The sequence below is a fragment of the Ureibacillus chungkukjangi genome (assembly GCF_003217295.1).
GTDB classification, from domain to species: domain Bacteria; phylum Bacillota; class Bacilli; order Bacillales_A; family Planococcaceae; genus Ureibacillus; species Ureibacillus chungkukjangi.
In genome coordinates, this window is record NZ_QJTJ01000003.1 from 146486 (window position 1) to 172567 (window position 26082).

Annotated in this window: 28 protein-coding genes and 2 other annotated features; of the genes, 27 read left to right on the plus strand and 1 reads right to left on the minus strand. The window is 38.3% G+C overall.

Annotated features, from left to right (window positions below; genetic code table 11):
* The first annotated feature begins 59 nt into the window (after positions 1 to 59).
* From adh to BJ095_RS04105, 5 genes are all read left to right on the plus strand, one after another.
* Positions 60 to 1580 (plus strand): aldehyde dehydrogenase, encoded by a 1521-nt coding sequence (adh, locus tag BJ095_RS04085; RefSeq protein ID WP_107932414.1) that lies wholly within the window; start codon positions 60 to 62, stop codon positions 1578 to 1580.
* A gap of 23 nt (positions 1581 to 1603) precedes the next feature.
* Positions 1604 to 1957, plus strand: a complete 354-nt coding sequence (locus BJ095_RS04090) for a DUF779 domain-containing protein (RefSeq protein WP_107932223.1) — start codon at positions 1604 to 1606, stop codon at positions 1955 to 1957.
* A gap of 120 nt (positions 1958 to 2077) precedes the next feature.
* Complete coding sequence (locus BJ095_RS04095; RefSeq protein ID WP_181417958.1) at positions 2078 to 3052, plus strand: DUF4003 family protein; 975 nt, start codon at positions 2078 to 2080, stop codon at positions 3050 to 3052.
* A gap of 73 nt (positions 3053 to 3125) precedes the next feature.
* Positions 3126 to 4553 carry an aldehyde dehydrogenase family protein gene (locus tag BJ095_RS04100; protein ID WP_107932227.1) on the plus strand — a complete coding sequence of 476 codons (1428 nt, stop codon included), beginning with the start codon at positions 3126 to 3128 and terminating at the stop codon, positions 4551 to 4553.
* 118 nt (positions 4554 to 4671) lie between these two features.
* Complete coding sequence (locus BJ095_RS04105; RefSeq protein WP_107932229.1) at positions 4672 to 5178, plus strand: acyl-CoA thioesterase; 507 nt, start codon at positions 4672 to 4674, stop codon at positions 5176 to 5178.
* A 53-nt stretch (positions 5179 to 5231) separates the two neighbouring features.
* Here BJ095_RS04105 and BJ095_RS19445 read toward each other — a convergent pair whose 3' ends face one another.
* A complete protein-coding gene (locus tag BJ095_RS19445) occupies positions 5232 to 6542 on the minus strand; it encodes a globin-coupled sensor protein (RefSeq protein ID WP_107932231.1) in 1311 nt (436 codons plus the stop codon).
* 194 nt (positions 6543 to 6736) lie between these two features.
* On the opposite strand from BJ095_RS19445, the gene BJ095_RS04115 reads away from it, so the two are divergent.
* The 22 genes from BJ095_RS04115 (at position 6737) to rplJ (ending at position 26050) form a co-directional block, all read left to right on the plus strand.
* Positions 6737 to 7006: a hypothetical protein gene (locus BJ095_RS04115; RefSeq protein WP_146223195.1), complete on the plus strand. Its 270-nt coding sequence runs from the start codon at positions 6737 to 6739 to the stop codon at positions 7004 to 7006.
* 154 nt (positions 7007 to 7160) lie between these two features.
* Positions 7161 to 7466, plus strand: a complete 306-nt coding sequence (locus BJ095_RS04120) for a DUF4870 domain-containing protein (RefSeq protein ID WP_107932235.1) — start codon at positions 7161 to 7163, stop codon at positions 7464 to 7466.
* A 286-nt stretch (positions 7467 to 7752) separates the two neighbouring features.
* Entirely contained in the window at positions 7753 to 8217 is a 465-nt protein-coding gene (locus BJ095_RS04125; RefSeq protein WP_107932237.1) for a CtsR family transcriptional regulator, read from the plus strand.
* 64 nt (positions 8218 to 8281) lie between these two features.
* Positions 8282 to 8836: a UvrB/UvrC motif-containing protein gene (locus BJ095_RS04130; RefSeq protein WP_107932239.1), complete on the plus strand. Its 555-nt coding sequence runs from the start codon at positions 8282 to 8284 to the stop codon at positions 8834 to 8836.
* Positions 8833 to 9933, plus strand: a complete 1101-nt coding sequence (locus tag BJ095_RS04135) for a protein arginine kinase (protein WP_107932241.1) — start codon at positions 8833 to 8835, stop codon at positions 9931 to 9933. Before BJ095_RS04130 ends, BJ095_RS04135 begins: the two co-directional genes overlap by 4 nt.
* On the plus strand, positions 9923 to 12370 hold the full coding sequence (locus BJ095_RS04140) for an ATP-dependent Clp protease ATP-binding subunit (protein ID WP_107932243.1): 2448 nt from the start codon (positions 9923 to 9925) through the stop codon (positions 12368 to 12370). Before BJ095_RS04135 ends, BJ095_RS04140 begins: the two co-directional genes overlap by 11 nt.
* A 262-nt stretch (positions 12371 to 12632) precedes the next feature.
* Positions 12633 to 14009, plus strand: coding sequence for a DNA repair protein RadA (radA, locus tag BJ095_RS04145; protein ID WP_107932245.1), 1377 nt, complete (start codon positions 12633 to 12635; stop codon positions 14007 to 14009).
* Positions 14010 to 14224: 215 nt separating this feature from the next.
* The gene (locus tag BJ095_RS04150; RefSeq protein ID WP_107932247.1) at positions 14225 to 15319 is read left to right on the plus strand and encodes a PIN/TRAM domain-containing protein; all 1095 of its coding nucleotides are present in this window, start codon (positions 14225 to 14227) and stop codon (positions 15317 to 15319) included.
* 44 nt (positions 15320 to 15363) lie between these two features.
* Positions 15364 to 16047: a 2-C-methyl-D-erythritol 4-phosphate cytidylyltransferase gene (gene ispD / locus BJ095_RS04155; RefSeq protein ID WP_107932249.1), complete on the plus strand. Its 684-nt coding sequence runs from the start codon at positions 15364 to 15366 to the stop codon at positions 16045 to 16047.
* Positions 16048 to 16057: 10 nt separating this feature from the next.
* The gene (ispF, locus tag BJ095_RS04160; RefSeq protein ID WP_107932251.1) at positions 16058 to 16534 is read left to right on the plus strand and encodes a 2-C-methyl-D-erythritol 2,4-cyclodiphosphate synthase; all 477 of its coding nucleotides are present in this window, start codon (positions 16058 to 16060) and stop codon (positions 16532 to 16534) included.
* A 203-nt stretch (positions 16535 to 16737) separates the two neighbouring features.
* Complete coding sequence (gene gltX, locus BJ095_RS04165) at positions 16738 to 18198, plus strand: glutamate--tRNA ligase (protein WP_107932253.1); 1461 nt, start codon at positions 16738 to 16740, stop codon at positions 18196 to 18198.
* A gap of 80 nt (positions 18199 to 18278) precedes the next feature.
* Positions 18279 to 18589: a binding site (T-box leader), on the plus strand.
* An 82-nt stretch (positions 18590 to 18671) separates the two neighbouring features.
* A complete protein-coding gene (gene cysS / locus BJ095_RS04170; protein WP_107932255.1) occupies positions 18672 to 20075 on the plus strand; it encodes a cysteine--tRNA ligase in 1404 nt (467 codons plus the stop codon).
* 1 nt (position 20076) lies between these two features.
* Positions 20077 to 20493: a Mini-ribonuclease 3 gene (locus BJ095_RS04175; protein ID WP_107932257.1), complete on the plus strand. Its 417-nt coding sequence runs from the start codon at positions 20077 to 20079 to the stop codon at positions 20491 to 20493.
* A complete protein-coding gene (gene rlmB / locus BJ095_RS04180) occupies positions 20494 to 21246 on the plus strand; it encodes a 23S rRNA (guanosine(2251)-2'-O)-methyltransferase RlmB (protein ID WP_107932259.1) in 753 nt (250 codons plus the stop codon).
* An 8-nt stretch (positions 21247 to 21254) separates the two neighbouring features.
* A complete protein-coding gene (locus tag BJ095_RS04185; protein WP_107932261.1) occupies positions 21255 to 21767 on the plus strand; it encodes an NYN domain-containing protein in 513 nt (170 codons plus the stop codon).
* A 72-nt stretch (positions 21768 to 21839) separates the two neighbouring features.
* A complete protein-coding gene (gene sigH / locus BJ095_RS04190; RefSeq protein ID WP_107932263.1) occupies positions 21840 to 22484 on the plus strand; it encodes an RNA polymerase sporulation sigma factor SigH in 645 nt (214 codons plus the stop codon).
* 92 nt (positions 22485 to 22576) lie between these two features.
* Positions 22577 to 22723, plus strand: a complete 147-nt coding sequence (rpmG, locus tag BJ095_RS04195) for a 50S ribosomal protein L33 (protein ID WP_107932265.1) — start codon at positions 22577 to 22579, stop codon at positions 22721 to 22723.
* A 240-nt stretch (positions 22724 to 22963) separates the two neighbouring features.
* Positions 22964 to 23149 carry a preprotein translocase subunit SecE gene (gene secE, locus BJ095_RS04200; RefSeq protein ID WP_107932267.1) on the plus strand — a complete coding sequence of 62 codons (186 nt, stop codon included), beginning with the start codon at positions 22964 to 22966 and terminating at the stop codon, positions 23147 to 23149.
* Between the two features lie 132 nt (positions 23150 to 23281).
* Positions 23282 to 23818: a transcription termination/antitermination protein NusG gene (gene nusG / locus BJ095_RS04205; RefSeq protein WP_107932269.1), complete on the plus strand. Its 537-nt coding sequence runs from the start codon at positions 23282 to 23284 to the stop codon at positions 23816 to 23818.
* Between the two features lie 209 nt (positions 23819 to 24027).
* Positions 24028 to 24453: a 50S ribosomal protein L11 gene (gene rplK, locus BJ095_RS04210; RefSeq protein WP_137730352.1), complete on the plus strand. Its 426-nt coding sequence runs from the start codon at positions 24028 to 24030 to the stop codon at positions 24451 to 24453.
* Between the two features lie 139 nt (positions 24454 to 24592).
* Complete coding sequence (rplA, locus tag BJ095_RS04215) at positions 24593 to 25291, plus strand: 50S ribosomal protein L1 (RefSeq protein ID WP_107932273.1); 699 nt, start codon at positions 24593 to 24595, stop codon at positions 25289 to 25291.
* Between the two features lie 75 nt (positions 25292 to 25366).
* Positions 25367 to 25516, plus strand: a sequence feature (ribosomal protein L10 leader region).
* A 33-nt stretch (positions 25517 to 25549) separates the two neighbouring features.
* Positions 25550 to 26050 (plus strand): 50S ribosomal protein L10, encoded by a 501-nt coding sequence (gene rplJ, locus BJ095_RS04220; RefSeq protein WP_107932275.1) that lies wholly within the window; start codon positions 25550 to 25552, stop codon positions 26048 to 26050.
* The last annotated feature ends 32 nt before the right edge of the window (positions 26051 to 26082 follow it).

Below are 26082 nucleotides of genomic sequence, written 5' to 3' on the forward strand. Positions count from 1 at the left end.
AAAGGTATTGGAAGACTAATAGTTGAAAAGGGGAGACTATAATTATGTCAGTATTAACAATGGCTTACGCATTTCCGAACACAGAAGGGGCAGTAGTAAATTTTAAGGATAAGTATGACAATTATATCGGTGGAAAATGGACACCACCTGTTGGGGGTCAATATTTTGAGAATGTGACTCCAGTTACAGGGAAGGTATTTACAGAAGTTGCTCGTTCAACTGAGGAAGATGTTGAATTAGCACTGGATGCAGCACATGCAGCTAAAGAAGCTTGGGGGCAAACATCTGTTGCTGAGCGTGCAAATATCTTAAATAAAATTGCTGATCGAATTGAAGAAAATTTAGAAAAGCTAGCTGTCGCGGAAACTTGGGAAAATGGGAAGGCGGTTCGTGAAACTTTAAATGCTGACTTACCACTTGCTATTGATCACTTCCGATATTTTGCAGGGGCAATTCGTGCACAAGAAGGCGGACTAAGTCAAATTGATAATGATACGGTTGCTTACCACTTCCACGAGCCAATTGGTGTAGTAGGACAAATCATTCCTTGGAATTTCCCACTCCTTATGGCTGTTTGGAAATTAGCACCTGCACTTGCTGCAGGAAACTGTGTGGTATTAAAGCCAGCAGAGCAAACACCAACTTCAATTATGGTATTGATGGAGCTAATTGAAGATCTTTTACCACCTGGTGTTGTGAATATTGTGAATGGATTTGGTTTGGAGGCTGGTAAACCACTTGCTTCTAATCCACGAATTGGCAAAATCGCCTTTACAGGGGAAACAACTACTGGTCGTTTAATTATGCAATATGCATCACAAAATATTATTCCTGTAACTTTAGAGTTAGGTGGAAAATCACCAAATATCTTCTTTGAGGATATCATGGATGCAGATGATGAGTTTTTGGATAAAGCAATTGAAGGCTTCGTATTATTTGCCCTAAATCAAGGGGAAGTATGTACTTGTCCTTCACGTGCACTAATTCAAGAGTCTATTTACGAGAAATTTATTGAGCGTGCATTAAAACGAGTAGAAGCGATTAAGACAGGAAATCCATTAGACCCAAGTACAATGATGGGTGCACAGGCTTCATCAGAGCAATTGGAAAAAATCCTATCTTATTTAGATATCGGTAAACAAGAGGGTGCACAGGTACTGGCTGGTGGAGATCGCAATGCTTTAGAGGGCGACCTTGCAGATGGTTACTATGTTCAACCAACTGTATTTAAAGGAGATAACAGCATGCGTATCTTCCAAGAAGAAATTTTTGGACCAGTTGTAGCTGTTACTACGTTCAAAACAAAAGAAGAAGCGTTAGAGATTGCAAATGACACGCTTTATGGCTTAGGCGCTGGTGTATGGACACGTGATATGAACACAGCTTACCGCTTCGGTCGTGGAATTGAAGCTGGGCGTGTATGGACGAACTGCTACCACGCATACCCAGCACATGCTGCCTTTGGTGGTTATAAAATGTCTGGTGTAGGTCGCGAAAACCATAAAATGATGCTAGAACACTATCAACAAACGAAAAACCTATTAGTAAGCTATAGTCCAAATAAGCTTGGATTCTTCTAATTCTTTTATAAAGGGGGGCTTATGTGGTTGAACGAGTAAGTGCTACTGATGCCGCACTTGAATTGATTGATAGTTTAAAGAAAAAACACGGTCCAATTATGTTCCATCAATCGGGTGGCTGCTGTGATGGTTCTTCTCCGATGTGTTATCCAGAAGGAGACTTAATCATCGGGAATGCCGATATTCTACTTGGTGAAATTGGTGGAGCCAAGTTTTATATGCACAAAAGCCAGTTCGATTATTGGAAGCATACACAGCTGATCATTGATGTAGTAGATGGTCGTGGAGGAATGTTTTCTTTAGAGGGTGTCGAGGGAAAACGTTTCCTTACTAGATCGAGAGCTTTTACATCGGAAGAATTAGCGGGGCTTGTATAAAGATGAAAGGTTTTTTGCTAGAATATTCTGGCAGGAAACCTTTTTTCCATTCCATAAATGTATCAGATAGTTATAAATTATTTCCCAAGAAAAGAAGTTGATAGGTTAGGAAGTGTAGAGATGAATAATGAGCAATTTATAAAAGCATTTCAAGACAATTATAATCGTCTTTTCAATTATACCGGGGGGCACGATATTAAGCTGATGATTTCTATTGCTGGAAAATATACGCTTGCACAAAAACAATTTAGTGGAGTCGTTTTACAAAAAATAATAGAAGAAACTCAAGATGGTGGAGATAAGGCATTATCGGTAAGACTGGAGTCCAGTACAAGCTACAAGCTAGCCTTTCACCTCATGCAACAGGTAGATAGGGATAAGGAACTTAATAGGATTATTGCTAATGACCGGACATTGGCGCAAGTTCATTTTAAAAAGACCACAAATAGAATAGTAGGTGCATTATTTTTAGACCCAAGCAATTGTTTGGAGCATGCAAAAAGAGCAAAGCAATTGTTTGATGAAATGAACCGAAATCAACGGTTTTTAACCTCCAAGGAAGATATTCCATATGCGGTGTTTTTAACGGCTAATCAAGATGTGCGGCCAAAGGTACAGGCAGATACAATTATAAAATACTATAGAAATTTAAGAAGTAACAAATTTACAATGGGCAATCATTTACAAGCGTTAGCCCAAATCATGACAGTCTATAGTGAAGATTATAATAAAATGTTATTGGAAGATGTTGTAAAGCTTAGAGAAGGATTAATAGAACAAGGGGTGAATGTGAAGAAGCTTCATTATCCATACTTGGGAGTATTAGCACTAGCTGCAACGGATGGAACGAAAATGAACAATATTGTTTCTTTACATAATCAATTAATTGAACAGAAGGTTTTCAAAAATGCGAAGGATTATGCGTTAGTTGTAGCTATTCAAAAGATTGTTCAAGAATTTGTGGAAGTAAATAATTTAATTGATATTACGGCGCTCACAAGCATCCTTAATCTATTTGATATTGCTGACTTTATATTAGATCTAGGTCCAAATATTCCAACAGGAATAGCAGATGTAATTGATTTATTTAACTAGTCAAACCTACATAAGAGTGAGATTTGGATATCAGTGATACAATAAAATAGAAGGCTAGAGGAGGTCGATTTCAATGAAAGAAACAAAATTATGGATTAATGGAAATTGGGAAGATGCCAAAAAAAGTTATTCATTAACGGCACCTTATTCTGGGGAAGTTATTGCACGAGTAGCGAAGGCTTCAACTGAAGATGTGGAACGTGCAATTGAAGGAGCACATCAAGCATTTCAATCATTTAAAACAACAACTGCTTATGAAAGAGCAGAAATATTATATAAAGTAGTAGAGATTATGCGTAATCGCAAAGAGGAATTTGCGCGTATTTTAGCGATGGAAGCAGGTAAGCCACTGTCTGCCAGCTTAACTGAGATTGACCGAACAATTGCGACGTATCAGTTCTCGGCAGAAGCGGCCAAACAATCAACGGGAGAAACGGTTCCTTTAGATGCAGCTCCAGGAACTAAAGATCGGATTGGCTATACGAAAAGAGTGCCAATCGGTGTTGTATCTGCCATTACACCATTTAACTTTCCTTTTAACCTAGTAGCTCATAAATTAGGACCAGCAATTGCAGTTGGGAATACGGTAGTGCTAAAGCCTGCTACCCAAACACCATTAACTTCTATTGTTATGGCAGAAGTATTTAAGGAAGCAGGTTTACCAGATGGAGTGCTACAAATCGTAACAGGCTCTGGTGGAGAGTTAAGCGATACACTTGTAACCCATCCACTTGTTAAAAAAGTAACCTTTACAGGTAGTGGAGCCGTTGGATTGAAGATTAAAGAAAAAGTGGGATTGCGTAAAATTACATTAGAATTAGGTTCAAATGCTGCAGTTATTGTAGAGCCAAGTACACCAATCGATAAAATTGTTTCACGCTGCGTTGCTGGTGCATTTGGATATGCTGGACAGGTTTGTATTTCACTACAAAGAATTTATGTGCACGAATCGATTTATGAAGATTTCGCGAAAGCCTTTGTAGAAGAAACAAGAAAGCTTAAATTAGGTGATCCGCTTGACCCCACAACAGATGTAAGTGCAATGATTCACCCAAAAGAAGTCGAACGTATCAAGCAATGGGTGGAAGAGGCGAAAGAACAGGGGGCAGAAGTAGCAATTGGTGCGGAATATACTGATAGAACTTTACAACCAACAGTTATGGTAAATGTAAAACCAAATATGAAGGTAGTCTGCCAGGAAACCTTTGCACCGATTGTGTCGCTTGTACCCTATCCAACATTAGATGAAGCCATTTCCTTAGTTAATGCGTCAGAGCTTGGCTTAAACGCAGGGATATATACCAATGTTTTAACAGATGCTATGAAGGCGGCTGATAATATTGAGGCTGGTACTGTTGTGATTAATGATATTCCAACGTTCCGTGTTGATAACATGCCATATGGTGGTGTAAAAAATAGTGGCTACGGAAGAGAAGGCATTAAATATGCAATAGAAGAGATGACTGATTTGAAGTTCATTACGATTAAAACGACAATCTAAAGGAATCTAGAAGTTGTGAACTGTCAGCTAAAATGGCACCAATTTAAATTTAACTCTTGCATATTTCAACCAGTTTAAATAATGTTATTACCGAAGTGAAGTAGTAGTGGAGGTCTATATGACAAATGAAGTGCCGATAAGTTATTCTCGTTCCTTTCAGACACACCTTATATTACCGCCAGATACAAATCATCATAATTCAATTTTTGGCGGAAAAGTTTTAGCTTATATTGATGAGATTGCAGCCATCACCTCTATGAAGCATGCCAAGTCTGAGGTCGTTACAGCATCCTTTGATTCAGTAGATTTTATCTCACCGGCATACGTAGGGAATATTTTAGAATTAGAAGCGATGGTTACTTCTACAGGAAGATCGTCTATGGAAGTGTATGTCCGTGTAATGGCGAGGAACTTGAAAACTGGTGAACTGAGACTTACTACAGAATCATTTGTCACGATGGTTGCAGTCGATGAGTCTGGAAGACCTGTACAGGTTCCAAAGGTATACCCGGAGACTGAGCGAGAACGTCAGCTTTTTGAAACGGGATCCACACGGAGAGAATTGCGACAAGCTAAAAGGCTAAATACAAAGGAACGTAGAAGGCTATTAGAAAACCTTGAATAAAAATAGAACCTTCTCAAAAGTCGAGGCTTTTGGGAAGGTTCCTTTTATATTTTCTACTCTGTTAACTCGTGAACAACATTTAATAGGGAGTCTGAAGAAGAAGACACCTGTGTGGCACTATCTGTTAACTCACTAATTAATTTTGAGATTTTTGTGATGTCTGTTGTTGTGTTTGTGTACTGTGCTTTGATGCCAGAAACGGCTTTTGCAATAGAATTGAAGGACTCCTCTAAACTTTGCTGAGTTTGTACACTTCTTTGTACCTGATCATCTACATTGCTGACAGAGGTAGTCATATGCCCAATATTTGTCTCGGTTTCATGGATTAAACGAGAAACGTTTTGAACAGCACTTTTCGTTTCTTCTGCTAGTTTTCTTACTTCCTCTGCTACAACAGCAAAGCCCTTTCCATGCTCCCCAGCACGAGCAGCCTCAATCGATGCATTTAATGCCAATAAATTTGTTTGATCGGCAATGCCTGTTACAAGGGCAACAATCTCTGAAATTTTTTGAGATGAAGTACGCAAATTATTCATAGACTTCTCGAGCATAGAAACACTTTCTAAAATAACATGCATTAATTGCGTTTGCGTTTCTAATTGATTTTTCCCTAATCTAGACTTATCCTCAGTATCAGCTACAAAATCTAATCCTTGATTTGTGGCAGTAGCGATACTGCCTGACTGAGAAGAGATGCCATATAAAGAGGCAGCCGTTTCTTGGCTAATAGCATTTAACTCTTCAGCTGTATTTTGAACAGTAGTAATTAATGAGTTTTTAATCGCCTCGTCCTGCATACGGATACGTTGCTGCTCAGCCTCATAGGCTTGAATAACAAGCTGCTGTTCAAGGTTAATAATCTTTGAAAATGCGTTGATAGCTTTTAGCGAATCATTTTTTGAAATATCTAGGTCGCTGATAAAATTAATAAAAGTAGTCGTCAATGATTGGAATGAGCTTAAATACCACTCAGATTCTAAGCCTATACGTACGTGAGTTTCAGCAATTGTCTTTCTCTGCTTTACATAATCGTCATTGATTTTACTTTCGAAAATTTCAGATAAATGTCTTGTTAAAGTTACCTTCAGCCGTTCAATCTTTGAGTGCTGATCGATGATGCCCATTAAATGCTTGCTTTTCATCAGTGCGTCATAAAATTGGTTAACCATTTCAGGGATAAACTGTTCTGTTAAAGGCTTTAATTGCTTTAATATAGCTAAGTCTTCCTTTGTTAAATTAATCAATTGAATTTGATTCTGAAGAACTGGGTAATTTGATAGATTTAATTGGACATCGTTTATGTACTTTTCTACTTCGAAATAATGGGAATTTCGTTTTTGTAGATTTTTTTTGAAAATAGACATTACATTTCTCCGTTCTACTATTTTATAAGAATGATACTTTATATCTATGATACATTAAATAGGATTGTAAATACTATATAGATGTGAGGTTATTGTAGAAAATATTATTATTATGATAATTCTATATACCTCCGTTTGTATTTTAGATAGTTCCCATGTAAAATACGAGATGTTTAGAGAATAAGATATTATTCATGCAAGAGATAGACATTATAAGTAAAGGACGTAATAAGATGGACAAACGCCGTTTTAAATTTGTCATTCCATCAATGGTGGTTGTAGCTGTTGGGGCAACTTTAATGCTAAGGAATTATTTTCAAGAGGTTTCAACAAGAGATGGTGTGATGCTTGTAGTAATCGCTACATTATTCTCGGGGATGATTGCTTATATCCTATTCCCGCATGATGAGGAAGAAAAGCCTGATCCAAAGCCGGTGAATACAAAGAAGAAAACTTCCAAATAATCAGGTCCGTAAGTATCCAATATACTTGCGGATTTTTTCTTTTTCTTCATAAGTATTTATGAAAGAGGGTAATGTAAGGTGAAACTATTTTGCGCTTCAACCGTAAAAGTAGTATACAAAAAATTTAAATGATAAAAGAAAGGCTGATAAATAGATGGAAACTAAATGGGGAAAAGTAATTATACATGCAAGTGCATTTTTTGCTCCGATGCTAGTCCCAATTTTATTTTGGTTAATAAGCTCTGAGGAAGAAATTAAGCGAATTTCTATTCAAGCACTACTGTTCCAAGTTGTGATGTGGCTCTTAATAGGAATATCTAGTTTCTTAAGCTTCATATTAATTGGGATACCATTCGTTATTATCTTTGTAATCATGACAATTGTGGTGCCGATTATCGGTATTATTAAAGCGTTAAACGAAGAAAAATGGAATTACCCGATTGTAGGACGCTGGGTTTAAGTTGTGAATTGTAAAAAATAGGGTTTAGATTAGAAAAAGAAATAACATACTGAGAGATGAACCAAAAGTAAATTTTGGGCTATTTCTCAAAATAAAGCTCCTTTAATATGAAGGAAATTTAAAGAGGTGGTCTCAAGTTTAGCAGAGATTACCTCTTTATTTTTTGTACATATTCAACACAAAAACCGTTTTTTTTTAGTGGGCATTTGATTTGCATTTTGATTTTAATGTTTATATAATATAGTCAAAGATAGTCAAAGTCAGTAATGATTGGGGTGAGGAAGAAATGAGAAATATATCTGACATCATTGAAGGTTATTTGAAACAGGTTATCGAATTAGGTGGTCAAGGACATATTGAGATCAAACGAAGTGAGCTAGCGGATAAGTTTCAGTGCGTCCCCTCTCAAATTAACTATGTAATCAATACCCGATTTACTGCTGAAAGAGGTTATCTTGTTGAGAGTAAACGAGGAGGCGGTGGATATATCCGAATCTTACGTGTAAAAGCACATTCAAGAATTGATTTGTTGGACGATATGATTAGTCAAATTAATCATGGTGCTACTCAAGCAATGGCCGAAGATATTATTTATCGTTTAATCGATGAGCAAGTAATCTCAAAGCGCGAGGCAAAACTGATGCTCGCAGCAATCGATAGGTCCACACTCCGATTACAATTACCTGTTAGAGACGAGTTAAGGGCCTATATTTTAAAATCCATGTTGGCCACATTAAAATACGATAAATAAACCTGAGCGAAAACTTTTTAGAGCTCTTGATCTATTAAAACAATTTTTAAAAAGGGGTGAGGTTATGGTTTGTGAACACTGTAAAGAGCAGCAAGCGACAATAACAGTTACACAAGTGGTTAATGGCCAAAAAAGTGAAAAGCATTATTGTGAGGTTTGTGCGCAAAATTTTCATCCTTTTAATTTAGATTTTCATAAAGAAGAACAAATTCCAATACATCAGCTTGTTTCCAATTTATTTGGATTACCGGTTTGGAATAATGGACCACAGGAAAAGGCGCCATCTACATCTCAAAAAAGCGCTAAATGTCCAACCTGTGGATTTACATTTCGAAAGTTTTTGAATGAAGGAAAGCTTGGTTGTCCACAATGTTATGAAACCTTTGGAAAACAGCTTCCACTCGTTCTGACAAAAATCCAAGCGGGTACTACACATAGTGGTAAAGCGCCCGGTAAGCCAAATCATCATAATGAGTGGATTCAAAAGCAAATCGATTCGACTCGTGAGCAATTGCAGCTCGCAATCCATGAGGAACGCTTTGAAGATGCGGCTGACTTACGCGATGAGATTCGAGAAATGGAGCGTAGGCTGGAACGTGGGGGTGTTGATACACCATGAATCTAGAACATTTTTTAAAAAGCGAGGCACCAGGGTGGATGGATGTTAAAGGACTTGATGCAGATATTGTATTAAGCACACGCATTCGATTGGCTAGAAACTTAGATGGCTATCGTTTCCCTTTAAGCTTTACAGAAAATGAAGCACAGCAAATTGATGGCATGATTTATGAAGCATTACATTCGATTAATGCTGATGGACATAAGTTTTCACACTTTACCATAAAAGAAATGCCTGCCTTGCAACGGCAAGTTTTAGTTGAAAAGCATTTAATTAGTCCGCTCTTAGCTAAAAAGGAGAAGTCCGCCTCTGTTCATATATCGAATGATGAAACAATAAGTATAATGGTAAACGAAGAAGATCATTTACGTATTCAATGCTTAGCTCCGGGGCTGCAGCTAGTAGAAACCTACAGGATTGCATCTAAGCTGGATAGTAAATTAGAAGAACATTTACCCTATGCTTTTAATGAGTCGTTTGGTTACTTAACAAGCTGCCCAACAAATGTTGGAACAGGACTTCGAGCATCTGTCATGATGCATTTGCCGGCTCTGACCATATCTAAGCAAATAAAAGTAGTAACTCAGATGCTTGCACGATTAGGAATGGTAGTTAGGGGTATATATGGAGAAGGTAGCGAAAATTTAGGGAATATTTATCAAATCTCCAACCAAGTTACTCTTGGAAAGTCAGAAGAAGAGATTTTAAAAGACTTACAAGAGGTCGCGTTACAAATTATTAAAAATGAGCGCGGTGCTAGGGAGGCATTATTAAAAAATTCTCGAATAATATTAGAAGACCGCTTTAATCGTTCGTTAGGTACTTTAAAGTATGCACGTATTATGACGAGCGAGGAAGCTGCTGCTTGTTTATCAAATGTTCGCCTTGGAGTTGATGTGGGCATCATTAACGAGGTCCCATTAAATGTATTAAATGAATGCATGATTCTTATACAGCCAGGCTTTGTACAGCAATATGCAGGTACAACTCTTCAAGCTAGTGAACGAGATATGTATAGAGCAAAACTATTGCGTGAAAAGTTAAATTCGAATAATCAAAAGCTAATGGAAAAAGGAGAGGAAAGATATGATGTTTAACCGTTTTACTCAACGTGCACAAAAAGTATTGCAATTAGCACAAGAAGAAGCAATTCGTTGGAAACACGAATCCATTGGTACAGAGCATATTTTACTTGGCCTTATTCGTGAGGGTGGTGGAATTGCAGCAAAAGCCTTAGAAGCAATTGATGTGAGTCCACAAATTATAGAATCAGGAATTGAAGAGCTAGTTGGAAAAGGTGCAAAGGATGTTGGTCCGATTGTTCACTATACTCCAAGAGCCAAAAAGGTTATTGAATTATCAGTAGACGAGTCTAGAAAACTAGGCCATGCATATATCGGAACAGAGCATATTCTGCTTGCCTTAATCCGCGAGGGTGAAGGGGTAGCAGCACGTGTATTAGCTAACGCTGGTGTAAGCCTAAACAAAGCGCGTCAACAAGTTCTTCTATTACTTGGAAATAATGATGCTGCTCAAAGTGCAAATAACCCTACCCAATCAGTTAATACACCAACATTAGATGGGTTAGCACGCGACTTAACAGCGATTGCGCGCGAAGGTTCACTAGATCCTGTAATCGGTCGCAGTAAAGAAATTACTCGTGTCATCGAGGTGCTTTCTCGCCGTACAAAAAACAACCCTGTCTTAATTGGTGAGCCAGGGGTTGGTAAAACAGCCATTGCTGAAGGTTTAGCACAGCAAATTGTTAACAATGAAGTACCTGAAACTCTTCGTGACAAACGTGTTATGACATTAGATATGGGTACAGTTGTTGCAGGCACAAAATACCGTGGTGAATTTGAGGACCGCTTGAAAAAAGTAATGGATGAAATTCGCCAAGCTGGTAACGTTATTCTATTCATCGACGAATTGCATACTTTAATCGGTGCTGGTGGTGCAGAGGGAGCAATTGATGCTTCTAACATTTTAAAACCGTCATTAGCTCGTGGAGAATTACAATGTATTGGTGCTACAACATTAGATGAGTACCGTAAATACATCGAAAAGGATGCTGCCTTAGAGCGTCGTTTCCAGCCGATTCAAGTAGATGAGCCTTCTGTGGATGAAACAATCCAAATTATTCATGGCTTACGTGATCGTTATGAAGCACATCACCGTGTGAAAATTACTGATGAGGCTGTTGAGGCTGCAGCAAAATTATCAGACCGCTATATTTCAGATCGCTTCCTACCAGACAAAGCAATTGATTTAATTGATGAAGCAGGCTCGAAAGTACGTTTGCGTTCATTCACTGTTCCGCCAAATCTTAAGGCTTTAGAGGATAAATTAGAGGGTATCCGTTCTGAGAAAAATGCGGCTGTATCTGGCCAAGAGTTTGAAAAGGCAGCGGCATTAAGAGATACAGAGCAAAAAATCAAAGATGAATTAGAAGCTACTAAGAAAACATGGAAAGAGAAGCAAGGAAAAGAAGAGTCTCAAGTAACAGTAGAAGACATCGCATTGGTGGTTTCTATGTGGACTGGAATTCCTGTTTCGAAAATTGCTCAAGAGGAATCAGCAAAGCTTCTTAACCTTGAAGATGAGCTGCACAAACGTGTAGTTGGTCAAGGTGAAGCAGTAGAAGCCATTTCTCGTGCAATCCGTCGTGCTCGTGCTGGATTAAAAGATCCAAAACGTCCGATTGGTTCATTTATCTTCTTAGGACCAACAGGGGTTGGTAAAACAGAGCTTGCTCGTGCATTAGCTGAAGTAATGTTCGGCGATGAGGACGCAATGATTCGAATTGATATGTCAGAATATATGGAGAAACATTCAACTTCACGCTTAGTTGGTTCACCTCCAGGCTATGTAGGATTCGATGAAGGCGGTCAATTAACTGAAAAGGTTCGTCGTAAACCATATTCTGTTGTTTTACTTGATGAGATTGAAAAAGCGCATCCAGATGTGTTCAATATCTTACTTCAAGTATTAGATGATGGCCGTTTAACAGATTCTAAGGGGCGTACTGTAGATTTCCGAAACACAGTGGTTATCATGACATCAAACGTTGGTGCAGATGCACTGAAATACCAAAAATCATTAGGCTTCGGTGTTGGTAATACAGAGGCTTCTAAATACAAGGATATGAAGGGTACAATGCTTGAAGAGCTGAAAAAAGCATTCCGTCCGGAGTTCTTAAACCGTATTGATGAAATGATTGTGTTCCACTCACTTGAAAAAGATGAGTTAAAACAGATCATTGCCTTAATGGCAAATTCTTTAACAAAACGTCTGAGAGAGCAAAATATCGAGCTAGAGCTAACAGATGCGGCGCTTGTGAAAATTGCTGAAGAAGGATACGATCCACAATATGGTGCACGTCCATTACGTCGTGCCCTGCAAAAGCATGTTGAGGACCGTCTATCTGAAGAGGTATTAAAGGGCACAATTAGCACAGGTCAAAGTGTTGTTATTGACTATGCAGATAATGAATTTATCGTCGTACCCAAAAATGCTGTGCTAACTAAATCTTAAAGGCTTTAAGCGGTTGACAACTTACCGGTCAACCGCTTTATTTTTGTTTAAAGATGAACCGTACATATAAAAGGAAATAAGCGTTCTAAAAAGCAACCGCAATATTACTCATTACACAAGCGTAAAGATAAGTTATACATAGTCAAATTACAATTGCTTTACAAGTTTTTTAAATTTAACTGAACTTAACTTATATATTAGGAGGATCGTAGTGTTGTCATGTACAATTGACTAAAGAATTAATTTCGCGAGGAGAGACAAGATGGCAAAAAAGAAATCAAAGTTTTGTTGTAATTCATGTGGCTATGAATCTCCAAAATGGATGGGACGCTGCCCAGGATGTGGTGGCTGGAATACAATGGTGGAAGAAGTAGAGGTCGTTTTAAAAGGCCCACGTGGTGCTTTCCAGCATTCTAATACAATTTCACAAAAAGCAACACCGATTATAGATATTGAAACCTCAGATGAACCTCGAATTCCAACTGAAATGGATGAGTTGAATCGTGTATTAGGTGGCGGAATCGTTCCAGGCTCACTTGTTTTAATTGGGGGAGATCCTGGTATCGGGAAATCGACTTTACTTATGCAGGTATCAGCTCTTTTATCTAACAAAGGGCATCGAGTTTTATATATTTCGGGAGAGGAATCGATGCGTCAAACAAAGCTTCGAGCTTCTCGACTAGGTGTACAATCACCGGAGCTTTACATCTATTCCGAGACAAATCTCGAGCTTATTAACCAAACAATCGAAGAGGTTACACCGAAATTCGTCATTATTGACTCCATACAAACTATTCATCACCCTGAAGTAACAAGTGCTCCAGGGAGTGTTTCTCAGGTTCGTGAATGTACAGCAGAGCTAATGCGCATCGCTAAAACAAAAGGAATCGCTATTTTCTTAGTTGGGCACGTAACAAAAGAGGGGCAAATTGCTGGTCCTCGTTTACTTGAGCATATGGTGGATACCGTTCTGTACTTCGAGGGAGAGCGTCATCATACTTATCGTATTTTAAGAAGCGTTAAAAACCGATTTGGCTCAACCAATGAAATTGCCATTTTCGAAATGGTTCAGGCTGGTTTAAAGGAAGTCTCCAATCCCTCAGAGCTGTTTTTAGAGGAGCGGTCCTACGATGCTGCAGGTTCAACGATAGTTGCTTCAATGGAGGGGACAAGGCCGATACTAGTTGAGATTCAATCACTAGTGACGCCAACGAGCTTTAACTATCCAAAACGTATGTCCACTGGAGTAGATCAAAATAGGGTGCAGCTGTTAATGGCTGTGCTGGAAAAACGGATGGGATTGCTGCTGCAAGCACAGGATGCTTATATTAAGGTAGCTGGTGGAGTAAAGCTTGACGAGCCTGCGATAGATTTAGCAGTTTTAACGTCCATTGTGTCTAGCTTCAAGGATCAGGCAGTTAAATCAACTGATTGCTTTATAGGAGAAGTTGGTTTGACAGGAGAAGTTCGACGAGTATCCAGAATAGAGCAACGGGTTCAAGAGGCTGCAAGATTAGGATTTAAGCGTGCATTTATCCCCGCTTCAAACCAAGGAGGCTGGGATTATCCAAGCGGTATACAAGTAGTGGGTATTGAAACCATAAATGAAGCATTAAGAGCGTGTTTTAACGATTTATAATGATGGATTTTGCCTAAAATATGAACAAAAAACGTGCCTATACAATCATTTTTGATGTATGGGCATTTTTCTTTTTAATTTTGGGAAGAAATAGAACATATCTTATTTTATACAGCTCAGAATATTTTTCCTTGTTTTTAAAATTCTTGAAGTGTTTATAGCGAAAACCGCTGATGAACTATGTATAATTGATAATAAGAAAAGGAGGTGGGAGCATGTTAAAAAGAGTGATACAAATTGCTTTCTTATTTATCGGAGGAGCGTTAGGTTTTGTTTTCTTACCGCCATTATACGAGTTTATTAATTTATCATCTAATCCCTGGCTTAACAATCCATATGTATCGGTAGCTTTAGGTGCAATTTTGTTATTCGTTTTATCATTCGCATTATCAGATTACTTTGTGAAGCTAATTGTTTGGATGGAAGGTATTTTATTTAAAGTGCCTGCAGCAGATCTTTTATTTGGTTCGATTGGGCTGATTGTAGGGTTAATGGTTGCCTTTTTAATTGGTTTTGCTTTAGAGCGAATTCAAATCCCAATCATAACTGATTTTATCCCTGTTATATTATCTATTTTACTAGGGTATTTAGGTTTCCGTGTTGGGTTCACCAAACGTGATGAGCTTAGTCAAATGTTTTCCAAAGCCAATACGGCACAAAAGAAGAAAACCGTCGATTCAGGGTTCACTCAGGTAGAGGAAAAGCAGTTATACAAATTGTTAGATACGAGTGTCATTATTGATGGTCGAATTGCTGACATTTCATCGACAGGGTTTATTGAAGGTGTTCTTATTGTCCCGCAATTTGTCCTGACGGAGCTACAACATATTGCAGATTCATCGGATACATTGAAACGTACTCGAGGTCGTAGAGGATTGGATATCTTGAAGAAACTACAAGACGAACGTGTTACAACTGTCCAAATATCTGAAGAGGATTTTGAGGATGTACAAGAGGTAGATTTAAAGCTAGTTCGTCTTGCGAAAAAAATGGGTGCTCAAATTTTAACGAATGATTTCAACCTGAATAAGGTTTGTGACTTACATCATGTCCAAGTATTAAATATTAATGATTTGGCAAATGCCGTAAAACCTGTAGTAATTCCTGGAGAGGATATGCAGGTAGTTGTCATCAAGGATGGAAAAGAACAAAATCAAGGTGTTGCTTATCTGGATGATGGCACAATGATCGTAGTAGAGGGTGGTAGAAGCTATATTGGGCAAGCGATTACCGTAACCGTGACAAGTGTCCTACAAACATCGGCGGGGCGAATGATTTTTGCCAAGCCTAAGGACGAACAAGTAGCATAATAGAATGGAAAATATAAGGCTTTAACAGATTAGGAAGTGAATTTGTGCAATATGAAGTAGTACTCCCGGCAGCAGGAAGCGGAAAACGAATGGGAGCAGGGCAAAACAAATTGTTTTTACAGCTGGATATGAAACCAATTCTTATCCACACACTAGAAGCCTTTCAAAGCGACGAAAATTGTACAGGTATCTGGCTTGCTGTTAAACCAGAGGAACGTGAATATATTCGAGGCTTGTTAGAGCAGTATCGTATTACGAAAGTGAAGGGTCTGCCAAATGGAGGGAAAGAAAGACAGCATTCTGTCCATTCGTGTATTAAAGAAATGCAGCAGGTAGAAATTGTGCTTGTGCATGATGCAGCAAGACCGTTTATAACAAAACCAACTATTTCGCGTTTAGTAGAGGTAGCTCAAGAAAAAGGGGCTGCCATTGCCGGCGTTAAAGCAAAAGACACAATGAAAAAAGTAAGTGATGGTGTCATTATTGAAACAGTCGATCGAGAGAGCTTGTGGATGATTCAAACCCCACAAGCCTTTCGTTTCGATTTGATACAGCAGGCAGAGGACAGAGCTGAAGCGCAGGGCTTCTTAGGAACAGATGAAGCGATGCTTGTTGAACGTTTAGGACATCAGGTTCACATTGTGGAAAGTACCTATGATAATGTGAAAATAACAACAAAAGAAGATTTAATATTTGGAGAAGCGATACTAAAGCATCGTAGCAACTAGGAGGATAATTATGTTTCGAGTAGGACAAGGATTTGACGTTCATGCATTTGCAGAAGGACGTCCATTAATAATTGGTGGGGTTGAAATTCCTCACGAACGTGGGTTACTGGGGCATTCAGATGCAGATGTATTGTTACATACGGTAACGGATGCGGCTCTTGGTGCAATTGGAGAAGGGGACATTGGACATCATTTCCCTGATTCAGATCCAGAATTCAAGGATGCAGACAGTGCAAAATTGCTAGAATATATTTGGAATATTGTTGAGGAAAAAGGCTATGTACTTGGAAATGTTGATTGTACAATCATGGCTCAACGTCCCAAAATGGCTCCGTATATCGAACCGATGCGTAACCGAATCGCAGAGCTATTAAAAGCAGACCCATCACAGGTGAATGTGAAGGCAACAACTACCGAGAAATTAGGTTTCACTGGTCGTGAAGAAGGAATTGCAGCAATGGCAACGATTTTATTAATTAAGAAATAAAATTTTGGTGCATATTTTAGAGAATTAATGGATATTTTAGCCCGAATAAGTGATATCAAAGCATATACCCTTTACTTCAAGCTGACCCAGCTTTTCATTCTTATTCTTGAATGGTAAAATGTACAAGGTTAACATGAGAAGTGGATTTGCGGCTTCTCAATATATATAACAAACTTTTTGAACTAATATAGGAGGCAATAATTATGACGAAGGAAGTTCGTGTTCGTTATGCTCCGAGTCCAACTGGCTTTTTACACATTGGTGGAGCACGTACAGCGTTATTTAACTATTTATTTGCAAAACATCACAACGGTAAATTTATCGTACGTATTGAGGATACAGATATTGAACGTAATGTAGAGGGTGGAGAAGCCTCTCAGCTAGATAACCTTCGTTGGTTAGGAATTACGCCTGATGAGTCAATTGATATTGGTGGACCGTATGCACCATATCGCCAAATGGAACGTTTAGATGTGTATACAAAACACGCTGAAGACTTACTAGAGCGTGGAATTGCTTACAAATGCTTCTGTACCTCAGAAGAGCTAGAAGCTTCTCGTGAAGCGCAAAGAGCAAGAGGAGTGGCAGCACCAACTTATGATGGGAAATGTCGTCACTTAACAAAAGAAGAGGTTGCAGCAAAAGAAGCAGAAGGTATTCCACACACTATCCGTATGCGTGTGCCTGAAAACACAACTTACCGCTTCACAGATTTAGTGCGTGGTGAAGTAACGTTTGAATCAAAAGACGTTGGTGATTGGGTACTTGTGAAAGCGAACGGAATTCCAACATATAACTATGCTGTTGTTTTAGATGATCACTTCATGGACATTACGCATGTATTCCGTGGGGAAGAGCATTTATCAAATACTCCAAAACAAATGATGATTTTTGATGCATTTGACTGGGAGTATCCACAATACGGTCACATGACATTAATCGTAAATGAAGATCATAAGAAATTATCAAAACGTGACGAGTCGATTATTCAATTTGTTACGCAATATAAAGAGCTTGGCTATTTACCAGAAGCAATGTTTAACTTCTTTGCCCTTTTAGGCTGGTCTCCAGAAGGAGAAGAAGAAATCTTCACTAAAGAACAATTCATCGAAATTTTTGATGAAAAACGTCTTTCAAAGTCACCATCTATGTTCGATAAAAATAAACTAACATGGATGAACAATCAATATATTAAAAAACTGCCTTTAGAAAAAGTTGTGGAATTATCTTTACCACATTTACAAAAGGCTGGTTTACTTCCACAAGAATTAAACGAAGAGCAACAACAGTGGGCAACAGCTTTAATCGGTTTATATCATAACCAAATGAGCTTTGGCGCTGAAATTGTTGAGCTTACAAGTTTATTCTTTACAGAAGAAGTTGAGTATGATGAAGAGGCTAAGGAAGTAATGGCTGGTGAACAAATCCCAGAAGTAATGGCTTCTTTCAAGGCGCAACTTGAAGCGCTTGAAGGCTTCGATGCACCATCTATTAAGTCTGCTATTAAAGCAGTTCAAAAAGAAACAGGGCATAAAGGGAAAAACCTATTCATGCCAATTCGTGTAGTAACAACTGGCCAAACACATGGTCCTGAATTAGCAGATGCAATTGCTTTAATTGGAAAAGATAAAGCAATCGCACGTATTGAAAAATACGTAAAATAACCATTGCAATTGATTGACTTTTATTAAAGCTAATGTAAAATAAAGTTACTTTAGTCGTAATTGTTAAACATCAAAAATCTGTCAAAGCGTTGAGAAGGAGAAGTACATAAAATAAGTTTTCAAAGAGAGGGTCATCATCGGCTGAAAGTGACCTAGGCCTCTATTTTATGGAAATGCACCTTTGAGCACTTAGCTGAAAATTTTGCGGATGTAATTTGATTGTCCGCATAAGAAAATACACTGTTACGCCATCCGTGCGTGATAATTCGTATTTTTCTAAGTAGGCGAGTCGAGTCGTCCGGCGTTAACGGACTTTCGAGTGGAAAGCATTTAACCTTGTGTTTAATGTGCTTTCAAACAGAGTGGAACCACGTATAATAGCGTCTCTGTCTTTTCATGTGAAAAGACAGGGGCGCTTTTTTATTAAAAAAATCAGATTTATAATCTAGTCCATTTCAAAAGGAGAGAGTGAAATGACAATTCAAATATTTAATTCCTTAACAAGACAAAAAGAACCCTTTGTCCCACTAGAAGAAGGAAAAGTAAAAATGTATGTATGCGGGCCAACTGTATACAACTTCATTCATATCGGGAATGCCCGACCTGTTATTGTATATGACACAGTTCGTCGCTACTTCCAATACAAAGGCTTCGAAGTGAAGTACGTTTCAAACTTTACTGACGTTGATGACAAAATCATCAAAGCAGCAAACGAATTAGGGGAAGACGTTTTTGAGCTAACAAACCGCTTTATTAATGCATATTTTGAGGATATTACCGCCCTTGGATGCAAAAAAGCAGACGTACATCCTCGTGTAACGAACCATATGGAAGATATTATCGATTTTATCGGTGTTTTAATCGAAAAAGGCTATGCCTACGAATCACAAGGAGATGTGTATTACCGCACGCGTAAATTCGATGGGTACGGGAAATTATCGCATCAACCGATTGATGATTTAAAAGTGGGAGCACGTATTGAAGCTGGTGAAAAGAAGGAAGATCCTCTAGATTTCGCTCTTTGGAAATCAGCAAAACCAGGTGAAATCAAATGGGAAAGTCCTTGGGGTGAAGGGCGCCCAGGCTGGCATATCGAATGTTCGGTAATGGCTCGCGAGCATCTTGGAGACACAATTGACATACATGCGGGAGGACAGGATTTAACTTTCCCTCACCATGAAAACGAAATTGCTCAATCGGAAGCTTATACAGGGAAGGAATTTGCACGCTACTGGATGCACAATGGATATATCAATATCGACAATGAGAAGATGTCTAAATCTCTAGGGAATTTTGTGCTAGTAAATGATATTCGTCAGCAAATCGATCCACAAGTATTACGTTTCTTTATGCTTTCTGTACATTATCGCCATCCGATTAACTTTGCACAGGATTTAGTTGAGTCGGCTCAAGCTGGGTTAGAAAGACTGCGTACAGCTTATTCAAATATTCAGTACAGATTATCAGCGTCAACAAACCTGGCTGATAACGGTGGAGAATATTTAGATAAGCTTGAAGAAGTTAAAAAGCAATTTGAAATTGCGATGGATGATGATTTCAATACTGCAAATGCTATTTCTACACTATTTGAGCTTGCTCGAATTGCAAACATCTACCTAAACGAAACAAATACAGAAGAACGTGTGCTAAAAGCATTTATCGAAACTTTTGATGCACTTGGTGACGTCCTGGGTATTAAGCTAGTTGTGGAAAACGAGTTGCTGGATGAAGAAATTGAGGCTTTAATTGAAGAGCGTATTCTGGCACGTAAAAATCGCGATTTCGCTCGTTCAGATGAAATTCGTGACCAGCTTTTAAACATGAATATTATTTTAGAAGATACACGTCAAGGTACACGTTGGAAACGAGGTTTGTAAAATGGCGCAGCTTCGTATAGAAGATGTAAAACAACTAAATGCACTTGCATTAGCTTACATGGGAGATGCTGTTCTCGAACAAAAGGTTCGGGAGCATCTTCTTTTAAGTGGACGAGCTAAGCCCAATCGATTACATAAAGAGGCAACGAATTATGTATCTGCGAAGGCTCAATCTATGATTGTACATCGTTTAATGGATGAAAATTACTTAACTGAAGAAGAGGTTGCTGTTTTTAAAAGAGGTCGCAACGCAAAATCAGGATCTGTCCCAAAAAATACGGATGTTCAAACCTATCGTAATAGTTCAGGATTTGAAGCTGTTTTGGGAAGTCTATATTTAACAAAGCAATACGAAAGAGTTTATGAAATAATCGATTATGCGATAATAATTGTTGAGCAATCAAAGGGGGCATCATAAATGACTGAACATAATAATGAAATGATTGCTGGAAAGAACCCTGTACTAGAAGCACTACGTTCAGGAAGAGAAATCAATAAGCTTTGGATAGCAGAAGGCGTCAAGAAGACAGGCATTAACGAGGTATTAGATTTAGCTCGTGAGCGTGGCGTACTTGTACAATTTGTTCCAAAGAAAAAGGTAGACCAATTATCAAGTGAAAATCACCAAGGAATTGTAGCTTCTGTTGCAGCTTATAACTATGCGGAGTTAGAGGATTTATTTAAAGCTGCGAAGGCAAAAAATGAAGACCCATTCTTCCTTATACTTGATGAGCTCGAGGATCCTCATAATCTAGGTTCAATTATGCGTACTGCCGATGCAATTGGTGTTCATGGCATCATAATTCCAAAAAGACGCGCGGTAGGTTTAACTGCTGTTGTAGCGAAGGCTTCTACAGGAGCGATTGAACATGTACCTGTCGTACGTGTCACGAACCTTGCGCAAACAGTGGATGAGCTAAAAGAAAATGGCGTTTGGATAGCGGGAACGGATGCTTTGGGTTCTGCGGATTATCGTAAGATGGATGCGACTTTACCTTTAGCAGTGATAATTGGAAGTGAAGGCCGTGGAATGAGTAGATTGTTGAAAGATAAATGTGATTTTTTATATCACCTACCAATGGTCGGTCATGTGAATTCGTTGAATGCTTCAGTAGCTGCAGCCCTTTTAATGTATGAGGTATACCGTAAGCGTCAAGAAAAGAATGGATAAGTTGTATCATGCAAACGATTTTAATTGTCGACGGCTACAATATGATTGGGGCATGGAAGGAATTACGACCTCTTCGTGATACAAATTTTGAAGAAGCACGCAATCGCTTGCTTGAACTCATGGCTGAATATAAAGCAGCCATGGGGGGGCGATTGATTGTTGTGTTTGATGCCCACTTAGTTCCTGGAGTACAACAAACCTATGTACAAAAAGCGGTTGAAATCATTTATACAAGAAAAAATGAAACAGCAGATGAACGGATTGAGAAGCTAACGAATGAATTAAAGGGACGCAAAATACAAATCTATGTAGCTACCTCCGATATGACAGAACAAAATGTAATCTTCGGAAATGGGGCTCTTCGTAAATCGGCAAGAGAGCTAGAAATTGAAATGGAAATTATACAGTCGAATATCACGCAAAAAGTAAAGATAACCCATGATGAGCAGCCTAAATCTAGGATTCAATTATCTAAGGAAGTAGAACTAGCTTTTGAAAAATGGAGACGAGGTTTGAAATAACTAGGTTGACCTATATTTTCCAGTTCCGTTATACTATTCCTAACACTATACGATCGTTATGGGGTGATGCCGATGCTAAAAGAAAGTCAAACACAAGTATTGCAACGATTTGAAGACCTTTCAGATGAACAACTTATTGAAGAAGTACATCACGGAAATACAGAAGCTTTAGATTATTTAATTACGAAGTATCGACTGTTCGTCAAAGCGAAGGCGCGCTCCTATTTTTTAATTGGAGCAGATAAGGAAGACATCATTCAAGAAGGAATGATAGGTTTATATAAATCAATAAGAGATTTCAAAGGAGACAAGCTGTCCTCTTTTAGAGCGTTTGCGGAGCTTTGTATTACACGTCAAATCATTACAGCTATTAAAACAGCGACGCGTCAAAAGCATATTCCACTAAATTCCTATGTATCTCTTGATAAACCAATCTATGATGAAGAATCCGATCGGACATTAATGGATGTGATCACCAGCACAGAGTCTGATGATCCGGTGCATTTAATGATTAATCGTGAAGAGTATTCCCATCTTGAAGAAAAAATTGGCGAAATATTAAGTGAACTTGAGCAACAGGTGTTAGCTTTATACCTAGATGGACAATCCTATAACGAGATATCAGAAGGATTGAATCGTCACGTTAAGTCAATCGATAATGCTCTCCAACGTGTAAAGCGTAAGTTAGAGCGTCACCTGGAAATAGGTGACGTTTAAGTGGGGCAACACATTGCTCTTATTGACAGTAATAGGTTTAGGTGTTAGTCTTTAAAAGACAAAATGCAAAAAAAATAGGTGAATTTTCAAAAATGCATAAGAAAATCGTTTTATGTTGTGAAAAATGTGGTTCCAGAAATTATTCAGTTCCTGAAAGAGCAAGTGCAAATGAGCGTCTAGAATTGAAAAAGTTTTGCTCACATTGTAATGAACATACGGTGCATAAACAAACTCGATAATTTTACTTTCATTCAGAAGTGGTCTCACAATAGTTTAAATGGTCCAATGAATACGAATCGTTCTATGACTCTACACGTATTCAAGCAACTGATTGAAGTTAAAGTCTATTTTGCGGATGCCTGTGCCAAGTTTATCAAATGTATTTCTTGAGTTCTCGGCGAACAGACACGCCTACGCATTTGATTTAGTAAATTAGATTGAAACATAGAATAGATGATTTGTTCGGAGGTTAAGCTAGAATGGGCAAGATTAAACAGTTTCTATCAGATGTAACATCTGAAATGAGAAAGACAAGCTGGCCAAAAAGTAAAGAGCTTACAAAATATACAGTTGTCGTAGTTTCAACGGTAATTGTTATGGCTATCTTTTTTGTGTTAGTAGACTTAGGTGTTTCAGAACTATTCCGCTGGTATATAGATCTATAAAAAGCATTGTTAATATTTTGAAAATGGCCCGTCTTTAAATGTTAACGGGTTTTTTTCATTTGTTTCGTTAATTGTATTATTAAGGTCCATGTGATGAGTGAAGGAGGGACGGACATATAGTCCGGCAACGTTATGGAAAAAAGATGGTATGTAGTTCATACTTATTCAGGTTATGAAAATCGCGTAAAAGCGAATCTTGAAAAACGTGTTGAAACAATGGGGATGCAAGATAATATTTTCCGTGTAATTGTTCCAGAACACGAAGAAACAGATTTAAAGGATGGGAAAAAACGTACAGTAATGCGTAAAGTTTTCCCGGGTTACGTATTAGTAGAACAGATTTTAACAGACGAATCATGGTATGTAGTACGTAATACACCAGGTGTTACAGGATTTATCGGTTCATCAGGCGGCGGTGCAAAACCAACTCCGTTATTACCTGAAGAAGTAGAACGTTTACTACAACAAATGGGTATGACGAAATCAACAGTTGGCGAATTAGATATAACTGTTGGAGAAGTAGTAGAGGTATTAGAAGGACCGTTTGCTCATTTCCAAGGTAAAATCGAAGAAATTGATGCAGACAAAGGGAAAGTTAAAGTTATTGTTGATATGTTCGGTCGCGAAACAAAGATGGAACTTGACTTCGAACAAATTCAAAAATTATAGTTCTTCAACAACGACGATATTTTTGAAATAAGATTTTACTTGCTAATATAATTTAAAAGTGATATCATTTCATAGGTCAGACTGTCGTAGCACAGTTTGTCTAAAAAGAAAATTAATCTTTTAATGTTATCGGCAAATAGCTGACAGACAGATATTGAGTGGGAGGGGCAACCCAGTTACCACATCACGGACTTAAGGAGGTGTGTCTCGTGGCTAAAAAAGTTATTAAAATTGTAAAACTTCAAATCCCTGCTGGTAAAGCTAATCCAGCTCCACCGGTTGGTCCTGCATTAGGTCAAGCAGGTGTTAATATCATGGGATTCTGTAAGGAGTTCAACGCTCGTACTGCTGACCAAGCTGGTTTAATTATCCCAGTTGAAATCACAGTTTTCGAAGATCGTTCTTTCACTTTCATTACAAAAACTCCACCTGCAGCAGTGTTACTTAAAGTAGCAGCAGGTATCCAATCTGGATCAGGTGAACCAAACCGTAAAAAAGTTGCAACGGTTAAACGTGATAAAGTTCGCGAAATCGCTGAACAAAAAATGCCAGACCTAAACGCTGCTTCAGTTGAATCAGCAATGGCGATGGTTGAAGGTACAGCACGCAGCATGGGTATTGTTATCGAAGACTAATTCGTAACAAATATCTTGTTTACTTGATGATGAGAAGGCTTTTGTTTATTGGAGGTTGCGGTAAGTTCTTTGGGAACAAGCGCAACCTCTATTCGTGGGAGGAATATCCGCTATAACCACAATCAAGGAGGAAATTATAATGGTAAAAAAAGGTAAAAGACTGCAAGATGCAGCTAAATTAGTTGATCGTTCAACTTTATATACTGCTGAAGAAGCAATCGCTTTAGCAAAACAAACAAGCACAGTAAAATTCGACGCAACAGTTGAAGTTGCTTTCAGACTTGGAATCGATACTCGTAAAAACGACCAACAAATCCGTGGTGCAGTAGTACTACCAAACGGTACTGGTAAAACTCAACGTGTATTAGTATTCGCTAAAGGTGAAAAACTTAAAGAAGCTGAAGCTGCTGGTGCTGATTATGTAGGCGATGCAGAATTCATCACAAAAATCCAACAAGGTTGGTTTGACTTTGATGTAATCGTTGCAACTCCTGACATGATGGGTGAAGTTGGTAAACTTGGTCGTGTATTAGGACCTAAAGGTTTAATGCCAAACCCTAAAACTGGTACAGTTACTTTCGACGTAACTAAAGCTATCAACGAAATTAAAGCTGGTAAAGTAGAATACCGCGCTGACAAAGCTGGTATCATCCACGCTCCTATCGGTAAAGTTTCATTTGAAACTGAAAAATTAGTTGAAAACTTCTTAGCTGTATTTGACGTAGTTCAAAAAGCAAAACCTGCTGCAGCTAAAGGTACTTACATGAAATCTGTAAACGTTACTTCTACAATGGGACCATCAGTGAAAATTGATTCTACTAACGTAGTTGTTAAATAATATAAAATATTATTAAGTAATTTAATTATAAATAATATTGACAACTATCATCATTCTTGTTAAGATGAATGACGTTGTGAATATCCATTTGTACCGTAGACAGTAGGGGTGCTTAGCACTTAAAACAATCCCTACCGAGGACACAGAAATCAGATTCTTTTTTAGATGATGAATTTTCCGCCTCTAGTCTACTCTAATGTGACTAGAGGCTTTACTTTTGTCGGTATAAATGACCCATTCTAATAGGAGGTGTCAATCATGAGCAATGTAATTGAAACTAAAAAAGCAGTCGTACAAGAAATCGCTGAAAAATTCCAAGCAGCAGCATCAGTTGTTGTAGTGGATTACCGTGGTTTAACTGTTGGTCAAGTTACAGAACTTCGTAAACAACTTCGTGAAGCAGGTGTTGAGTTCAAAGTATACAAAAATACTTTAACTCGTCGTGCATCTGAAATCGCTGGTGTTGATGGAATTAACGAATTCTTAACTGGTCCAAACGCTGTTGCGTTCTCTAACGAAGACGTAGTAGCTCCAGCGAAAATCATCAATGATTTCGCTAAAAAGAACGAAGCGCTTGAAATCAAAGCAGGTATCATCGAAGGTAACGTTTCTTCAGCTGATGATGTGAAAGCTCTTGCTGAACTTCCATCACGCGAAGGTTTACTATCTATGCTTTTATCTGTACTTCAAGCTCCAGTGCGCAACTTCGCACTTGCAACAAAAGCTGTTGCAGAACAAAAAGAAGAGCAAGGCGCTTAATAGTAGCCTAAACTTCAAAACAACAAACTTAA

Excerpts from the sequence above, each read along its gene's own strand:
- nusG (WP_107932269.1), top strand. The coding sequence starts at position 23,282 with ATGGAAAAAAGATGGTATGTAGTTCATACTTATTCAGGTTATGAAAAT.
- BJ095_RS04175 (WP_107932257.1), top strand. The coding sequence starts at position 20,077 with ATGGCGCAGCTTCGTATAGAAGATGTAAAACAACTAAATGCACTTGCA.
- secE (WP_107932267.1), top strand. The coding sequence starts at position 22,964 with ATGGGCAAGATTAAACAGTTTCTATCAGATGTAACATCTGAAATGAGA.
- radA (WP_107932245.1), top strand. The coding sequence starts at position 12,633 with ATGGCAAAAAAGAAATCAAAGTTTTGTTGTAATTCATGTGGCTATGAA.
- rplJ (WP_107932275.1), top strand. The coding sequence starts at position 25,550 with ATGAGCAATGTAATTGAAACTAAAAAAGCAGTCGTACAAGAAATCGCT.
- gltX (WP_107932253.1), top strand. The coding sequence starts at position 16,738 with ATGACGAAGGAAGTTCGTGTTCGTTATGCTCCGAGTCCAACTGGCTTT.
- BJ095_RS04185 (WP_107932261.1), top strand. The coding sequence starts at position 21,255 with ATGCAAACGATTTTAATTGTCGACGGCTACAATATGATTGGGGCATGG.
- BJ095_RS04125 (WP_107932237.1), top strand. The coding sequence starts at position 7,753 with ATGAGAAATATATCTGACATCATTGAAGGTTATTTGAAACAGGTTATC.
- BJ095_RS04105 (WP_107932229.1), top strand. The coding sequence starts at position 4,672 with ATGACAAATGAAGTGCCGATAAGTTATTCTCGTTCCTTTCAGACACAC.
- rpmG (WP_107932265.1), top strand. The coding sequence starts at position 22,577 with ATGCATAAGAAAATCGTTTTATGTTGTGAAAAATGTGGTTCCAGAAAT.
- cysS (WP_107932255.1), top strand. The coding sequence starts at position 18,672 with ATGACAATTCAAATATTTAATTCCTTAACAAGACAAAAAGAACCCTTT.
- BJ095_RS04150 (WP_107932247.1), top strand. The coding sequence starts at position 14,225 with ATGTTAAAAAGAGTGATACAAATTGCTTTCTTATTTATCGGAGGAGCG.
- sigH (WP_107932263.1), top strand. The coding sequence starts at position 21,840 with ATGCTAAAAGAAAGTCAAACACAAGTATTGCAACGATTTGAAGACCTT.
- BJ095_RS04140 (WP_107932243.1), top strand. The coding sequence starts at position 9,923 with ATGATGTTTAACCGTTTTACTCAACGTGCACAAAAAGTATTGCAATTA.
- BJ095_RS04120 (WP_107932235.1), top strand. The coding sequence starts at position 7,161 with ATGGAAACTAAATGGGGAAAAGTAATTATACATGCAAGTGCATTTTTT.
- adh (WP_107932414.1), top strand. The coding sequence starts at position 60 with ATGGCTTACGCATTTCCGAACACAGAAGGGGCAGTAGTAAATTTTAAG.
- BJ095_RS04095 (WP_181417958.1), top strand. The coding sequence starts at position 2,078 with ATGAATAATGAGCAATTTATAAAAGCATTTCAAGACAATTATAATCGT.
- rplA (WP_107932273.1), top strand. The coding sequence starts at position 24,593 with ATGGTAAAAAAAGGTAAAAGACTGCAAGATGCAGCTAAATTAGTTGAT.
- BJ095_RS04135 (WP_107932241.1), top strand. The coding sequence starts at position 8,833 with ATGAATCTAGAACATTTTTTAAAAAGCGAGGCACCAGGGTGGATGGAT.
- rlmB (WP_107932259.1), top strand. The coding sequence starts at position 20,494 with ATGACTGAACATAATAATGAAATGATTGCTGGAAAGAACCCTGTACTA.
- BJ095_RS19445 (WP_107932231.1), bottom strand. The coding sequence starts at position 6,542 with ATGTCTATTTTCAAAAAAAATCTACAAAAACGAAATTCCCATTATTTC.
- ispF (WP_107932251.1), top strand. The coding sequence starts at position 16,058 with ATGTTTCGAGTAGGACAAGGATTTGACGTTCATGCATTTGCAGAAGGA.
- BJ095_RS04100 (WP_107932227.1), top strand. The coding sequence starts at position 3,126 with ATGAAAGAAACAAAATTATGGATTAATGGAAATTGGGAAGATGCCAAA.
- BJ095_RS04130 (WP_107932239.1), top strand. The coding sequence starts at position 8,282 with ATGGTTTGTGAACACTGTAAAGAGCAGCAAGCGACAATAACAGTTACA.
- BJ095_RS04115 (WP_146223195.1), top strand. The coding sequence starts at position 6,737 with ATGCAAGAGATAGACATTATAAGTAAAGGACGTAATAAGATGGACAAA.